Consider the following 15097-nt stretch of genomic DNA (forward strand, 5'->3'; position numbering starts at 1 on the left):
TTGCGAGCGGCGCGTCCCTTCTTTTGGGACGGACGCATATGGAATTTCTGTTTTCCGACTGGCTCGGCACGCCGGTCTGGTTCTGGGCCGCCTTCATCGGCCTTGTCGTCGCGCTGACCGCATTCGACCTTGGCATCCTGCACAAGGAGAACAAGGAGATGGGGATCGGCGAGAGCCTGAAGCTCTCGGCGCTCTATATCGGCATCGCGCTGGCCTTCGGCGCCTGGATCTGGGCGGAGAAGGGCGGCGAGGCCGGCCTGCAATATTATACGGGCTTCTTCATCGAGAAGGCGCTGTCGATCGACAATATCTTCGTTATCTCGCTGATCTTCGCGACTTTTGCCATCCCCGCGCGCTATCAGTATCGCGCGCTGCTGTGGGGCATCGTCGCGGTGATCGTGCTGCGCGGGATCATGATCGCGGGCGGCGCGGCGCTGGTTACCGAATATGAATGGCTGCTCTATGTCTTCGCCGCCTTTCTGGTCTTCACCGGCGTCAAGATGCTGTTCGCGAGCGACAAGCCGATGGACGTTGCGGGCAATCCGGTCGTCAAATGGCTGTCACGGCACATTCCGATCACGCCGGACCTGCACGGCGAAAAATTCTTCGTCCGCACGATCGACAAGAAGAGCGGCAAGCTTGCGCTCGCCGCGACGCCGCTGTTCCTGGCGCTGGTGGTCATCAATCTGGCCGACCTCGTGTTCGCGGTCGATAGTGTGCCGGCGATCTTTGCGATCACGACCGACACCTTCATCGTCTATACGTCGAACATCATGGCGATCCTCGGTCTGCGCGCGCTCTATTTCGCGCTCGCCGCGATGGTGCATCGTTTCCACTATCTGAAATATGCGCTGGCGCTGGTGCTCGTCTTCATCGGGTCGAAGATCTTCGTCGCCGACTTCCTGCTCGGCGGGGCCAAATTCCCGCCGCTGATCAGCCTGGGCGTCACGGTCGCGTTGATCGCGGGCGGCGTGCTCTGGTCGCTCGTCAAGACGAAGGACGGCGACGCATCGGCATCCACATAGGAAGCGTGCGGGCCGTCTTTATCTCCCGACAGGGGTGGAGGCGGCCCGAACTGCAGCCTGCATGGGAACTCCGGCAGAATATGCCGGAGCAGCCAGCGGACCGGATCAGATCGACAGGACGAGCGTGTCTTCATCCTTCGGCGCCACGGGCTCAAAGGCCGGGAGCGGGTCGAAGCCCTCGTCGACCAGCTCGGTCTGCGCCAGTCCATCGAGCTTGAAATGGCCGAGCCGGCGTTCGTCGTCGGAACGCCAATTCTTGTCGAGGTTGAGCGCGCTGACGAACAGCGCGCCGTGGCGTTCGAACATCAGATGCGGCGCGAGGCGCATCACATTGCCATTGTAGCGCGCGGTCACGGTTCGCTTGCGCGCGATGGCTTCCATCAGTTTCAGTCGGGTATCGTTCATGGGGAGATGCCGTTTGTGGGGAGAGGGGTTTTTGTATTTCCCCCATAATGCACGCAAATCGGCGGGATACAAGGCCAATGGGGTAAGTCACCGTATCCAGACAAAAATGCCCGCCGGACATCGATCGACGTCCGGCGGGCAGGCTTTCCTCCCCAGGAAAGCTCGGAAGGCGCGGGGGGCAACGAAAACCCCCGCGCCAAACTGGGTCAGGCGGCGAACTGGTTCATCGTATTGTCCTTGCCCGCGGCCTTCAGAGCCGCTTCGCCGGCGAAATATTCCTTGTGGTCATCGCCGATGTCGCTGCCCGACATGTTCTGATGCTTCACGCAGGCGATGCCCTGGCGGATTTCCTTGCGCTGGACGCCCTTGACGTAGCCGAGCATCGCCTCGTCGCCGAAATATTCCTTGGCGAGATTGTCGGTGCTGAGCGCCGCGGTGTGATAGGTCGGCAGCGTGATGAGGTGGTGGAAGATGCCCGCCCGCTTCGCCGCGTCGCGCTGGAAGGTGCGGATGCGGTTGTCAGCTTCGATCGACAGCTCCGTCTCGTCATAATCGGCGCTCATCAGCTTGGCGCGATCATAGGCGCTGACGTCCTTGCCCTCGGCCTGCCAGCTGTCGAACACCTGCTGGCGGAAGTTGAGCGTCCAGTTGAAGCTCGGCGAATTATTATAGGCGAGCTTCGCATTGGGCACGACTTCGCGGATGCGATCGACCATGCCGGCGATCTGTTCGATGTGCGGCTTTTCGGTTTCGATCCACAGCAGGTCGGCGCCGTTCTGGAGGCTGGCGATGCAGTCCATAACGCAGCGATCCTCGCCGGTTCCGGGGCGGAACTGATAAAGGTTCGAGGGCAGGCGCTTCGGGCGCATCAGCTTGCCGTCGCGGTTGATCAGGACGTCGCCGGGGTTGCCCGCGCCTTCGACCTCTTCGCAGTCGAGGAAGCTGTTATACCGGTCGCCAAGGTCGCCAGGTTCCTTCGAGAAGGCGATCTGCTTGGTCAGGCCCGCGCCGAGGCTGTCGGTGCGCGTCACGATGATCCCGTCCTCGACGCCAAGTTCCAGGAAGGCATAGCGGCAGGCGCGGATCTTCGCGATAAAGTCTTCGTGCGGCACGGTGACCTTGCCGTCCTGGTGACCGCACTGCTTTTCGTCCGAAACCTGATTTTCGATCTGCAGCGCGCAGGCGCCGGCTTCGATCATCTTCTTGGCGAGCAGGTAGGTCGCCTCGGCATTGCCGAAGCCCGCGTCGATGTCGGCAATGATCGGCACGACATGCGTTTCATAATTGTCGATTGCGGCCTGAACCTGCTTGGCCTTGAGTTCGTCGCCCTCGGCGCGCGCGGCGTCGAGATCGCGGAACAGCATGCCGAGTTCGCGGGCGTCGGCCTGACGCAGGAAGGTGTAGATTTCCTCGATCAGCGCCGGGACGCTGGTCTTTTCGTGCATCGACTGGTCGGGCAGCGGACCGAATTCGCTGCGCAGCGCCGCGATCATCCAGCCCGACAGATAGATGTAGCGGCCCTTGGTGGTGCCGAAATGCTTCTTGACCGAGATCATCTTCTGCTGCGCGATGAAGCCGTGCCAGCAGCCGAGCGACTGGGTGTAGTTGGCGGGATCGGCGTCATAGGCGGCCATATCGGCGCGCATGATCCGCGCGGTGTAGCGGGCGATGTCGAGGCCGGTGCGGAACTTGTTCTGGGCGCGCATGCGCGCGACGCTCTCGCCGCTGATGCCGTCCCAGGTGCCATCATAGTCGCGGATGAGGCGGCCAGCCTGTACCATGTCTTCCTGATAACCCATCGTCATATCCTTGTGAGAGGTGATGGGTGGATGGTGGCGAAAGTGCCGCCGAAAGTGAAAAGCTTTGTCAATAATATTTGTGAAATATAGCCCTCAGGTGTAAATCAGCATGTAAATCAGTAAAGAAAGTTACAATTATGGCGGAGCGGCGGGTGTTTGCAGGGCCGGCGGTGCGCAAGGTCCGGCGCGAAGCGGCGATGACGCAGGCGGCGATGGCCGAGGCGCTCGATATTTCGCCGAGCTATCTCAACCTGATCGAGCATGGCCAGCGGCCGTTGTCGGCGACGGTGATCGTGCGCCTGGCCGAGCGTTTCGGCTTCGACGCCGCGAAATTGGGCGCCGAGGACTTGCCCGGCGGGCTTGCAGGCCTGCGGCGGCGGCTTGCCGATCCGCGTTTCGCCGATCTCGGCATCGGCGCGCAGGAGGTCGATGAATGGCTGCAGACTGCGCCCGCGACCGCCGCGGCCTTTGCACGGCTGTTCGACGCGGCGCCAGAGGGGCGCGCGGACGTGGAGGGCGATGCCCCCGAAGTGGCCGCGGTGCGCCGCGCCATCGAGAAATGGCGCAACCATTTCCCCGACCTCGACGCCCGCGCCGAGGAACTGGCCGATGAATTGCGCCTTGCGGGTGGCGACCTTTACGGCACGATTTCGGAGCGGCTGCGTACGCGCCACCAGCTCGGCATCCGCATCCTGCCCGCCGATGTCATGCCCGACCGGCTCCGCTGGCTCGACTGGCATGCGCGGCAATTGATGCTGAACGAACTGCTGCGCCCGGCAAGCCGGACCTTTCAGGCGGCGGCGACGCTGGCGCAGATCGAGGCGAAGGACGAGATCGATGCGCTGATTGCCGGCGCGGAATTTGCCGAAGCGGCAGCGGCGCGGCTGTTCGAGCGGCACCTGATCCAATATTTCGCGAGCGCGCTGATGATGCCCTATGGCCGCTTCCTGCGCGCCTGTGATGCGACGGGTTACGATCTGCTGTTGCTGCAGCGCCGCTTCGGGGCGAGCTTCGAGCAGGTGGCGCATCGGTTGACGACGCTGCAGCGCGTGGGTGCGCGCGGGCTGCCCTTCTTCATGCTGCGCATCGACCGCGCGGGGCAGGGGAGCAAGCGCTATGCCGGCGCGAGCCAGTCGCCGCTCGTCGACGGCGATGCGCGCTGCCCCTTGTGGGGCGTCCACGAAGCGTTCGCGCGCCCCGGCGAGGTGGTCGCCGATCTGGTCGAACTGGAAGACGGATCGCGCTGGTTCACGCAGAGCCGCAACGTGGCGGCACCCGGCGCAACGGGGGGCGGGACGCCGGCACGGTTCGCGGTGTGCGTGGGCGTAGATGCCAAGGTTGCGGCGCCGCTGATCGCCGCGCGCGGCCTGGACCTGATGCGCAGCGCCGCGACGCCGATCGGCCTTGGTTGTCGTCGCTGCACGCGGACCGGCTGCGTCCAGCGATCGGCGCCGCCGATCGGCCGCCCGCTGCGCTTTCGCGATGGTGAACGCGGCGTGAGCGCCTTCGATTTTGCGGGCGATTGAGTTTTCGTCCCAAAACGGGGCAGCGCATATACCCGCTTTTAAGAAAGTCTATGTAGCGCCGGAGGCTGGCATCGGGGGGATGCCAAGGACCTGTTGGGACCGCGCGTTATGTTGGTTCGGATAAAGCCCGAAGAGGCTCAGATCGGGATGTTCGTCCACGGCTTTGAAGGCTCGTGGTTCGATCACCCGTTTTGGCGCCGGCACTTTCGCGTCGAAACGATGGAACAATTGCTGCGCATCCGCGCCTCCGCGATCGACGCGCTGATCATCGACAAGAGCCGCAGCGACATCGATGAAGCGACAGATGCGCCGTGGCCCGAGTCGGTCGCGGCGAAGCTTCCTGCGCGTCCCCAGCCGTCGCGTGCCGCGGCACGGCCGATCGCCTGGCCCGAGCCCATGGTGCCCCCGCCTCCGCCGCCGCGCGACGAACCGCGCCAGCGCAAGGGCTATGCCGCCGAATGTCGCCGCGCGCGCCGCGCCATCGAACGGTCGCGCGAAGCGGTCAGCGAAATGTTCGAGACGGCTCGGCTGGGCCGCGCGGTCGAGGCCCGGCGGATGGTGCCGCTCGCCAAATCGATCGGCGCGTCGATCGAACGCGATCCCAAGGCGCTGATCAATCTCGTCCGCCTGAAGGAAAAGGACCAATATACCTATCTCCATTCGGTGGCGGTGTGCGCGCTGATGATGAATTTCGCGCGGCATCTGGAACTCGATGAGCGCGTCGTGCAGGATCTGGGCGTCGCCGGACTGCTTCACGATGTCGGCAAGATTGCGATTTCGGACGACATTTTGACCAAGTCGGGGGCGCTGTCGGATCTTGAGCGCGATTCGGTGCGCGGGCATCCGGCGGCTGGCCACCAATTGCTCGCCAATTCGAAGGATGTTCCCGAGGCGGCGCTCGAAGTCTGCCTGCGGCACCATGAGAAGGTCGATGGCGCCGGCTATCCCGATGGCCTGTCGGGCGAGGCATTGTCGCTGTTCGCGCGGATGGGTGCCATCTGCGACGTCTATGACGCGGTGACGTCGGAGCGTCCCTACAAGGATCCGTGGACGCCGTGCGAGGCGCTGACCGAAATGCAGCAATGGCACGGGCATTTCGATAGCCGTCTGCTCGAACAATTCGCCGACAGCCTGGGCATTTATCCGGTCGGGACGCTGGTGCGGCTGTCGTGCGGCGAACTGGGCGTCGTGACGGGCAGCGCGGGCGACTATGCTGAGGATGTCATGGTGCGCATCTTCTTCGACTGCGAGACGCTGACCGAGATCGCGTTCCACGACCGCGCCATCGGGCCATCGGCAGATAATCCGCGTATTGTCGGACGCGACAGCCCGACCTTCTGGCGCTTCGCCGACTGGGACGCGATGCGCCAGCGGATATTGGCAGCGCAGGTCGATTTCCTGCCCGCGGAGGAGAATGGCGCGCGCCTCGCGCCCTAACCGCGTGCCTTGGCCGCGGCACGGACGTCCTGCGAGCGGTCGAGCGGCATGACGAGAATGTCGTCGCCGTCGACGATGACCGCGACGCCTTCCATCCCGACGAGCGACACGCGCTTGCCGCCGGCACGGACAAGATTGCCGTGACTGTCGTGCAGGAACGCGTCGCCGCTGACCGCATTGCCGTCGGCATCCTTGCCGCCAGCCAGAGCGTGGACGGCCTGCCAACTTCCGAGATCCGACCAGCCCATCGCCACGGGAACGACGGCGACGCGGTCGTCCTTTTCCATCACCGCATAGTCGATCGAATCGGAGGTCGCGGCGGCAAAGGCGTCGGCGTCGGCATAGAGCGCGTCGCCGTCATATCGGCCCGCGGCGACGGCGCGGTCGGCGGCTTCGAAGATCGCGCGGCAATGGGTGAGCATCGCATCGCGCATGCGGCCAGCGCGAAACAGGAAAATGCCCGCGTTCCAGCTATAACCGCCTGCAGCCAGCATATGTTCGGCCTCGGCCAGGGGCGGCTTTTCCACGAAGCGGGCGACCGCGAAACCATCGTCGCCGAGCGCGGCGCCGCTGGCGATATAGCCGAAGCCGGTTTCGGGGCGGTCGGGGGCGATGCCGAAGGTGACGAGCCAGTCCTGCTGCGCCAGATGCGCGCCCTTGGCGATGGCGGCGTGGAAGGCGGAAACGTCGGCGATGATATGGTCGCTGGGCATGACGAGCAGCAAGCTGTCGGCGTCGGCGCGCGCCACCGCAAGCGCGATGGCGGCGGCGGTGTTGCGCGGCATCGGTTCGACGAGCAGCGCGGCCTCATGATCGCCCATCTGGTCGCGCACGGTCGCGACATGGCCTGTCCCGCACAGGATCACGGGCGGCGTGAAATGCGCCCCGGCTGGGGTGCGGGCGACGGTCTGCCGGAACAGGCTTTCGGAGCCGGTCAGCGGCAGGAATTGCTTGGCGCGATCACCGCGCGATTCGGGCCAGAGACGGGTACCCGCGCCGCCGCACAGGATGATCGGTTGAATTTCGGTACTCATCCCCTGGCTCTATCCTCTGTCAGTCGCGCGGTCATCCCCGAATAGGGTCCGGCGCGAGTGTAAAATTAACCGACACTTCACGCCTCGACCTTAGGATGTCAGCCCGAAAGGGCCAGGCGCAACATGTTCCGTTTGTTCAAACATTATGTCCCGCACGCGGTCGTCTGGCTCGCGCTGCTGGAATTTGCGGCGCTGTTTGCGTCTGCCAATGCGGCGTGGGCGCTTTATGCGCATATCGCCGGCTTCGATGCCGGTGACTTCAGCGATCGCTGGTTGCCGCTCACCACCTTTGCCGTCGCCAATTCGCTCGCGATGATGGCGACCGGCATGTATGGCGCCGAAGCGCTGCGATCGATGAAATTCGCGACGGCGCGCCTGCTCGCCGCGGTGTCGCTGGGCGTCATTTTCCTTTCGGTGGTCGGCTTTCTTCTGCCGACCGCGACGCTGTGGCGCGTCAACAGCTTTTACGCGATGGGATTGGCGATCGCGGCGCTGTTTCTCATCCGGCTGGCACTGACGCAAAGTGCGGGCGCCGATGCGTTCAAGCGGCGCATCCTCGTGCTGGGCGCCGGCGCGCGCGCGGCGCGGCTGCGCGCGCTGGCCGAGGCGCCGGGAAGCGGCATCGACGTCGTCGGCTTCGTTGCGATGACCGGGAACGAGCGCACGATTGCCGAGGCGGTCCCACGCGAAGCGATCGCCAACCTGTCCGACCATGTCGTTGCGCTGCGCGCGGGCGAGGTCGTGCTCGCGATGGAGGAGCGGCGCAATGCGCTGCCGCTCGCCGATCTGCTGCGCGTCAAGACCACCGGCGTGCATGTCAACGACATCGCCAGCTTCATCGAACGCGAAACGGGCCGCGTCGATCTGGCGACGACAAACCCCAGCGTTCTGATCTTTTCCGACGGTTTTTCGGCGGGGCAACGCATCTCCAAGGTCGGCAAACGGCTGTTCGATATCGTTGCCAGCCTGATCGTGCTGGTGATCGGCCTGCCGCTCGCGCTGATCGCGGCGCTTGCCGTGAAACTCGATAGCAAGGGGCCGGTCCTCTATCGCCAGCCGCGCGTCGGTTTGTTCGGCGAACCTTATAATATCTTGAAGATCCGTTCGATGCGCACCGATGCCGAAGCGGCGGGCAAGGCGGTGTGGGCGGCGGAAAACGACCCCCGCATCACGCGCGTCGGCCACATCATCCGCAAGCTGCGCATCGACGAACTGCCGCAGCTCTGGTGCGTGCTGAAAGGCGAGATGAGCTTCGTTGGCCCGCGCCCCGAACGGCCGAGCTTCGTCGACGAACTCGAACGCCAGCTGCCCTATTATGCCGAACGCCATATGGTGAAGCCCGGCCTGACCGGCTGGGCGCAGATCAACTATCCCTATGGCGCGTCGGTCGAGGATGCGCGGGTGAAGCTGGAATATGATCTTTATTATGCAAAGAATTATTCGCCCTTCCTCGATCTTCTGATCCTGCTCCAGACGGTGCGCGTCGTGCTGTGGCCGGAGGGCGCGCGCTGACGATGACGCTTCTCGCCGGCCTTACGCATTTGCTCGCCGGGCTTGGAACCTTGGGCTTTTCGGGCGCCGCGATCTGGCTGCTCGTGCGGCCGCGCGCGCGCATGGCGGCCTTGCTCACCGCACCGCGCGCCACGATTGCGGCGGCGGCGGCGATGGCCGTGTGGTGCGGCGCCTTGTGGCTCGCGGGGCCGGACAGTGCGGCCGCGCTCGTCGTGCAACCGCTGCGCGATGCGGCGATCCTGCTATGGCTCGGCGCCAGTTTCTGGAGTGCGGCGGCGCCGATGGGGCGGCCGTTGCGGCTGGTTCAGCGACTGCTGCTGACCATCTGTTTCCTGATGTTCGGTATCGGCGCGCTGTCGATCTGGCAGGGCGGCGATGCGGCTGAATCCTGGGCGGCGCCGACACTTGCGATTTCGGCGATGATCGTCGCGACGGGCGGGTTGATCGTCGTCGATGGCGGCGTGCGCCGCGCGAGCGCCGCGATCCGCACCCCGGTGCTGGCAATCGCCGGCGGCTTCGCGATGCTGTGGACCTATGAGCTCAATATCCAATTCATCGGGGCGCTGACCGGCACCCGCGCGACGACGCTGATCGCGCTGCTTCCCGCGGTCGCGCTGTTGATCCTGCCGCTGTTCGTGCTCGCCGCGATGGACGTCGGGCGCGAGCGTATCCGCCTGTCGCGCAGCGTCGCGGCACGGGGGATGCTGCTGCTTGCGGCGGCCGCCTATCTGGTGCTGATCGGCGTCGTCGGGGCGGTCACGCGGCTGATCGGCGGCGATTATGGAGAGGCGGCGCAGGGGATCTTCCTGATCGCGGCGCTGGGTATCGGCGGGCTGCTGCTGCTGTCGGCGCCGACGCGTGCCTGGCTGTCGGTGATGATCTCCAAGCATTTCTTCGAGCACCGCTATGATTACCGCGCCGAATGGCTGCGCTTCACCGCGACGCTGGGCCAGTTCGGTGAACGCGCGGGCGATGGCGTGGAGGGGGGCGAGGATGGGGGCGATCTCCACCGCCGTGTCGCCAAGGCGCTCGCCGAACTGACCGGCAGTCCTGGCGCGCTGCTGCTGGTACCCGATGGGCAGGGCGGCTTTCGGGCCGCCGACCGGTGGCGCTGGACCGACGCGGGCGAGGGCGAGGGGCAGGGCGATGCGTCGCTGTCGCCGCGATCGGCCTATATGCTTCAGGAAACGCGGCACATCGTCGATCTCGACGCCGAACGCGCGGGCAAGCGGCAGGGGGCTGAGGATCTGGCGATTCCCGACTGGCTGCTCTCCGACCCGCGGGCGTGGGTGGTGGTGCCCGTGCTGCATTTCCAGCGAATGATTGCGGTCGTGGTGCTCCACCGCCCGCCGGTGTCGCGCGCGCTCGACTGGGAGGATCTCGACGTGCTGCGCATCGCGGGCCAGCAGGCGGCGAGCTATCTGGCCGAAGCGCAGGGGCAGCAGGCGCTGTCGGAAGCCAAGCGCTTCGACGAATTCAACCGCCGCTTCGCCTTCATCATGCACGACATCAAGAATCTGGCGAGCCAATTGTCGCTGCTCGCGCGCAATGCCGAGCGCCATGCCGACAAGCCGGAGTTTCGTGCCGACATGATCGAGACGCTGCGCATTTCGGCGGGGCGCCTGTCCGATCTGCTCGAACGACTGTCGCCGCGCGGCCGCGGACCCGCGGGCGAGCGCGGACGCGTCCTGATCGAGCCGGTGCTAAACGACGTCGCAGCCGAAGTGCGCGCGCGCCGCGCGCTGTTCGTCGGGTGTCAGGCGGGGCTGACGGCGTGGGGCGATGCGGCGTCGATCCGGCAGATCGTCCAGCATCTCGTCACCAATGCCATCGACGCCTCGCCGTCCGATACGCCAGTGCAACTGATCGCAGTCGCCGAACAGGGCCGGGTGCGGATCGATGTCATCGACCAGGGCAGCGGCATGACGCGCGCCTTCATCCGCGACGAACTGTTCAAACCCTTTGTGTCGACCAAGGATGGCGGCTTCGGGCTGGGGGCGTTCGAGGCGATGGGGCTGGCGCAGGCGATGGGCGGGCGGATCGAGGTGACGAGCGAGCCGGGCAAGGGCAGCGATTTTTCGCTGTGGCTGCCGCTCGCCGACGGGCGCGACGCGGTGAATGACGATCAGGACGACAGGAAAGCAGTAAATCAATGAGCGACACCGGCGCGCCCCGCCCGAAACTGCTGGTCGTCGAGGACGATCCGGGGCTGCAGACGCAGCTCAAATGGGCCTATGAAGATTATGAGGTGCTGGTCGCGGGCGACCACGACAGCGCGATCGACCTGCTGCGCGCGGAAGAACCTTCGGTGGTCACGCTCGACCTCGGCCTGCCGCCCGATCCCGACGGAACGCGCGAGGGCTTCCGCATCCTGCAGGCGATCCTCGAGCTGAAGCCCGATACCAAGGTGATCGTCGTTTCGGGGCATGGCGAGCGCTCCAGCGCCCTTGCCGCTATCGCAAGCGGGGCTTGGGATTTTTATCAGAAACCGATCGACATCGACGAACTGGGCCTGATCGTCCGCCGCGCCTTTCACGTCCGCGCGCTCGAGGTCGAAAATGCGCGGCTTGCCGAGGCAGGGACGGGCGACAACCGCGTCCTCGGCGGCATGATTACCGGCGCCCCCGAAATGCAGAAGGTTGCGCGCACGATCGAGCGCGTGGCCAACCTCGACGTGTCGGTGATGCTACTCGGCGCCAGCGGCACGGGCAAGGAATTGCTCGCGCGCGGGCTGCACGAGGCGAGCGGGCGGCGGGACGGCGCTTTCGTCGCGATCAACTGCGCCGCCATCCCCGAAAATCTGCTCGAAAGCGAATTGTTCGGGCATGAAAAGGGCGCGTTCACCGGCGCGGTCAAGACCACCGAGGGCAAGATCGAGCTGGCGCACGGCGGCACGCTGTTCCTCGACGAAGTCGGCGACATTCCGCTCCCGCTGCAGGTGAAGCTGCTGCGTTTCCTGCAGGAACGCACGATCGAGCGCATCGGCGGCCGCAGGCCGATCGCGGTTGATACGCGCATCGTCTGTGCAACGCACCGCGACCTCGACGCGATGATCGCCCAAGGTGCCTTCCGCGATGACCTTTATTACCGGCTCGCCGAAATGGTGGTGAAGATCCCCGCGCTCGCCGAACGGCCGGGCGACGCGGTGCTGCTCGCACGGCATTTCCTGCATAAATATGCGCCCGAAATGAACCCGGCGGTGCGCGGCTTTGCACCCGATGCGTTGCAGGCGATCGATGCGGCCCGCTGGCCGGGCAATGTGCGCGAGCTGGAAAACCGGATCAAGCGCGCGGTCATCATGGCCGACGGCAAGCTGGTGACGAAGGACGATCTCGACATTGCGGGGCGCGGCGACGAGCCCGGGGAAAGCCACCTCAATCTGCGCAGCGCGCGCGAAGCCGCCGACCGCGTGGCGATCCGCCGCGCGATGACGCAAAGCGAGGGGAATATCTCGCTTGCCTCCAAATTGCTCGGGATCAGTCGCCCCACGCTTTACGACCTGCTCAAGCAATATCGGATTCAGGCCTGAATGGCATGGCGCGGGCCTTGGCTGGCCGTGCTGGTCGCGGCGTCGGCGCTCGCCGGCTGCGCCGCGCCGCAGCCGCCGGGTTCGCGCGCCGACCTGCAGGAGCGCCGCGCCGAACTGCAACGGGCGGTCGCTGACGATCCGCAATCGTTCGAACCGCGCATCCGGCTGATCCGCATATTGTTCCGGCTCGGCGACGGAGTGGCGGCCGAGGCCGCGGTCAAGGCGACGATCGATGCGGGCGGCAATCGCGCCGTGCTGCGCCCGCTGCTCGCGCGCGCCTATGCGATGCAGGGCGACGGCCGCCGCGCCTTCGAGGAACTCGACGGCGGTCCGATCGCACCCGAAATGATGGGCGAGGCGGCGTGGGTCGCGGGCAACGTCCATCTGGACAATGGCGACCTTGCGTCGGCGCGCGACGCCTATGACCGCGCGGTGCGCGAACTGCCCCGCGATTCAATGCTGTGGGTCGATGTCGCGCGCTTCCGCAATGCCAATGCCGATATCAAGGGCGCCCGCGATGCGGCCGACTATGCGATCGAACTCGATGGAACGAACAGCGCAGCGCTGGCACTCAAGGCCAATCTCGTCCGCACCGAGGAGGGGCTGCGCGCATCGCTGCGCTGGTACGACGCGGCGCTCGCCGCCGATCCCGACAATGCCGGGGCGCTGATCGATCAGGCCGCGACGCTCGGCGATATCGGCCGCTATCGCGACATGCTGGTCGCGTTGCGCCACGCCGCGACGCTGATCCCCGGCGATCCGCGGATCTATTATCTGCAGGCAGTGCTCGCGGCGCGCGCCGACGATTATCAGCTCGCGCGCAGCCTGCTCCAGCGCACACGCGGGCAGATGGACGACGAACCGGGCTTCATGCTGCTAAGCGCCATCGTTGAGCTGCAACTGGGCGGCGAGGCAGTCGGCGCGAGCTGGGCCGAGCGGCTGCTTGCCGAACAGCCCGACAATTTCACCGCGCGGCGCGTGCTGGCCGCGGCGAACTGGGCCGATGGCGACGACGACGGCGCGATGGCGGCGCTGCAACCGATCGTCGATCGCGGCGATGCCGATAGCTGGTCGCTGCTGCTTGCTGCACGCGTCGCTGCCGAAGAAGGCCGAGGCGGCGTATCTGCGGATTATCAGGCGCGCGCCGCCAGCCTGGCGCGCGGCGAGGCTGGACCCTTTGCGGTCGATAACGACTATGGCCTGGTCGCGATGGCGGCCGATGCCGCCCCGCTCGATCCGGCAAAGGCGATCCCGGCGATCGCGGCCGACATGGCAAGCGGCCAATATGCCCGGGCCATCGCGCGCGCGACGCGGCTGCGCGACGCCAATCGCGGCGTCGCCGACGCGCATATCCTGCTCGGCGACGCGGCGCTGGCGGGCGAGCGCTATGATCTTGCCATCGCTGCCTATCGTGCCGCGCGCGACCTCGACGCGGGGGAGCGCACGACGCTGCGGCTCGCCAACGCGCTCTATCGCTCAGGCGATCCGGCGGGATCGGGCGCGGGGATCCTCGCGCTGCGCAATCGCCAGCCATCGAGCCTCGCCGCCGAACGGCTGGCGGGGCATCTGGCGATGGACTTGCGGCATTGGGATCAGGCGATCGCCCATTTTGACCGGGTGCGGCAACGGATCGGCAACCGCGACGTGGTCATCCTGCGCGAACTGGCGCGCGCCTGGGCCGCAAAGGGCGACGACGCCCGCGCACTGCCGATGATCGCGCTCGCCTATCGCCTGCAGCCGCTGAACGCCGACATCATGCGGCTCTATGCCGATCTTCTCGAACGGCGGGGGAAGGATCAGGCGGCAGCCGACCTGCGCGACAAGGCCGATCAGATCGGGCGGTGATGCAGGGGAAGTTGGAGCGGTAGCGGGAACCGCAATGTTTCGATTACCCGTGAAAAGGCGATATGTAACTGATCGCCAATAATAAATGGCCCCCAAAGTGGCCCCTTTGCTTCGTTGGCTACCACATAGGTGCCGCTTTCCATTTTTTACGTCGATGCCATAGTTCGGCATTCAAATTGGCGGCACGCTGGATGGAGAGATCGGATACAAGATGGCTTGCGGCGTTTGCGGCTCCCCCAATACGGTTCGCAGCCACATTATTCCGCGCGCGCTGGTCCACGATTCCAAAGAAGGGGCTCAAGCGGCCGTGTACGGCGAGCGAGGCACCCCCGGTTACCGGCTTCGACAGTCGGGAAAATTTGACGACGATATTCTGTGCCAAGCGCACGAGAATTTGACTGGAGATCTCGACCGGTATGGAGTGGACTTCGTTCGCGCGCTCAACGCGGCGGGGAACCAGGCTGGCGACAGACAGGCGGTTAGCATCCCAAACCCACGACCCGACATGCTGCAGCGCTTTGTGCTCAGCGTGATTTGGCGCGAGGTGCAATCGAAGCGCGGCCAAGCCAGTGGCCTATCCTTGGGCTCCTGGGCAGAAAGCGTGACCGATGCTGTTTTCTGGCAGCGCCCCATTGTTACGCCGCTCGTGGCGTCATATCAGCGATTTACCGCAGAGCGTAGCGAGCGTGTTCCGATCGGTATTCATCCTTTCAGGGTAAGGATGCTCGGGCGCAATTTTTGGCAATTCACGGTGTCGGGCTGCGCATTTTGGCTTTGCCTCGACAGGCGAGGGTTGCCGCCTAAGTTCGATGGAGTTCGCGCTGATCTGAACGATCCTGTACGCGCTGTCATTGGCGACGCGAAGCCTCTGGAAGAGGTCGGCATCTTGAGGGCCATTTTTGCTGACATGCGGCGCAGATGAACCCCTCGGCCACATTCACTTTGCGCCACGAATCGCTTTTCGCTATAATGGTAGCAACATAAA

General features: G+C 65.4%; 11 protein-coding genes. 8 read left to right on the forward strand and 3 right to left on the reverse strand.

Going from position 1 to position 15097, the window contains the following annotated elements:
* Positions 1-38 precede the first annotated feature (38 nt).
* The gene (locus tag L0963_RS14670) at positions 39-1025 is read left to right on the forward strand and encodes a TerC family protein (protein WP_058811362.1); all 987 of its coding nucleotides are present in this window, start codon (positions 39-41) and stop codon (positions 1023-1025) included.
* A gap of 105 nt (positions 1026-1130) precedes the next feature.
* On the opposite strand, the gene L0963_RS14675 is transcribed toward L0963_RS14670, so the two are convergent.
* Together L0963_RS14675 and L0963_RS14680 are read right to left on the reverse strand one after the other, a co-directional pair.
* On the reverse strand, positions 1131-1430 hold the full coding sequence (locus L0963_RS14675) for a hypothetical protein (RefSeq protein WP_003044268.1): 300 nt from the start codon (positions 1428-1430) through the stop codon (positions 1131-1133).
* Between the two features lie 206 nt (positions 1431-1636).
* Complete coding sequence (locus L0963_RS14680; protein WP_234180361.1) at positions 1637-3229, reverse strand: isocitrate lyase; 1593 nt, start codon at positions 3227-3229, stop codon at positions 1637-1639.
* 137 nt (positions 3230-3366) lie between these two features.
* Here L0963_RS14680 and L0963_RS14685 point away from each other — a divergent pair, with 137 nt between their 5' ends.
* Together L0963_RS14685 and L0963_RS14690 are read left to right on the forward strand one after the other, a co-directional pair.
* Positions 3367-4755, forward strand: coding sequence for a helix-turn-helix domain-containing protein (locus L0963_RS14685; RefSeq protein WP_234180280.1), 1389 nt, complete (start codon positions 3367-3369; stop codon positions 4753-4755).
* A 108-nt stretch (positions 4756-4863) separates the two neighbouring features.
* Positions 4864-6192 (forward strand): HD-GYP domain-containing protein, encoded by a 1329-nt coding sequence (locus L0963_RS14690; RefSeq protein WP_217373352.1) that lies wholly within the window; start codon positions 4864-4866, stop codon positions 6190-6192.
* Here L0963_RS14690 and L0963_RS14695 read toward each other — a convergent pair.
* The gene (locus tag L0963_RS14695; protein WP_234180282.1) at positions 6189-7226 is read right to left on the reverse strand and encodes a mannose-1-phosphate guanylyltransferase; all 1038 of its coding nucleotides are present in this window, start codon (positions 7224-7226) and stop codon (positions 6189-6191) included. The two genes, L0963_RS14690 and L0963_RS14695, sit on opposite strands and share 4 nt — an antisense overlap.
* 123 nt (positions 7227-7349) lie before the next feature.
* Here L0963_RS14695 and L0963_RS14700 point away from each other — a divergent pair, with 123 nt between their 5' ends.
* The 5 genes from L0963_RS14700 to L0963_RS14720 all read left to right on the forward strand — a co-directional run bounded on the left by L0963_RS14700 (position 7350) and on the right by L0963_RS14720 (position 15034).
* On the forward strand, positions 7350-8738 hold the full coding sequence (locus L0963_RS14700; protein ID WP_062902310.1) for a TIGR03013 family XrtA/PEP-CTERM system glycosyltransferase: 1389 nt from the start codon (positions 7350-7352) through the stop codon (positions 8736-8738).
* A gap of 2 nt (positions 8739-8740) precedes the next feature.
* The gene (gene prsK / locus L0963_RS14705) at positions 8741-10894 is read left to right on the forward strand and encodes an XrtA/PEP-CTERM system histidine kinase PrsK (RefSeq protein WP_234180284.1); all 2154 of its coding nucleotides are present in this window, start codon (positions 8741-8743) and stop codon (positions 10892-10894) included.
* On the forward strand, positions 10891-12267 hold the full coding sequence (gene prsR, locus L0963_RS14710; protein ID WP_234180286.1) for a PEP-CTERM-box response regulator transcription factor: 1377 nt from the start codon (positions 10891-10893) through the stop codon (positions 12265-12267). The genes prsK and prsR overlap by 4 nt, the downstream gene beginning before the upstream one ends.
* The gene (locus L0963_RS14715; protein WP_234180288.1) at positions 12268-14112 is read left to right on the forward strand and encodes a tetratricopeptide repeat protein; all 1845 of its coding nucleotides are present in this window, start codon (positions 12268-12270) and stop codon (positions 14110-14112) included. It abuts the gene before it with no gap.
* A gap of 211 nt (positions 14113-14323) precedes the next feature.
* Entirely contained in the window at positions 14324-15034 is a 711-nt protein-coding gene (locus tag L0963_RS14720; RefSeq protein WP_234180289.1) for a hypothetical protein, read from the forward strand.
* Positions 15035-15097 lie beyond the last annotated feature (63 nt).

It is taken from the genome of Sphingopyxis sp. NFH-91 (genome assembly GCF_021401285.1).
Taxonomy (GTDB): Bacteria; Pseudomonadota; Alphaproteobacteria; order Sphingomonadales; family Sphingomonadaceae; genus Sphingopyxis; species Sphingopyxis terrae_A.

Bases quoted from the DNA above. Each gene is read 5' to 3' on its own strand.
- L0963_RS14670 (WP_058811362.1), top strand. From the start codon at position 39: ATGGAATTTCTGTTTTCCGACTGGCTCGGCACGCCGGTCTGGTTCTGG.
- L0963_RS14675 (WP_003044268.1), bottom strand. From the start codon at position 1,430: ATGAACGATACCCGACTGAAACTGATGGAAGCCATCGCGCGCAAGCGA.
- L0963_RS14680 (WP_234180361.1), bottom strand. From the start codon at position 3,229: ATGGGTTATCAGGAAGACATGGTACAGGCTGGCCGCCTCATCCGCGAC.
- L0963_RS14685 (WP_234180280.1), top strand. From the start codon at position 3,367: ATGGCGGAGCGGCGGGTGTTTGCAGGGCCGGCGGTGCGCAAGGTCCGG.
- L0963_RS14690 (WP_217373352.1), top strand. From the start codon at position 4,864: ATGTTGGTTCGGATAAAGCCCGAAGAGGCTCAGATCGGGATGTTCGTC.
- L0963_RS14695 (WP_234180282.1), bottom strand. From the start codon at position 7,226: ATGAGTACCGAAATTCAACCGATCATCCTGTGCGGCGGCGCGGGTACC.
- L0963_RS14700 (WP_062902310.1), top strand. From the start codon at position 7,350: ATGTTCCGTTTGTTCAAACATTATGTCCCGCACGCGGTCGTCTGGCTC.
- prsK (WP_234180284.1), top strand. From the start codon at position 8,741: ATGACGCTTCTCGCCGGCCTTACGCATTTGCTCGCCGGGCTTGGAACC.
- prsR (WP_234180286.1), top strand. From the start codon at position 10,891: ATGAGCGACACCGGCGCGCCCCGCCCGAAACTGCTGGTCGTCGAGGAC.
- L0963_RS14715 (WP_234180288.1), top strand. From the start codon at position 12,268: ATGGCATGGCGCGGGCCTTGGCTGGCCGTGCTGGTCGCGGCGTCGGCG.
- L0963_RS14720 (WP_234180289.1), top strand. From the start codon at position 14,324: ATGGCTTGCGGCGTTTGCGGCTCCCCCAATACGGTTCGCAGCCACATT.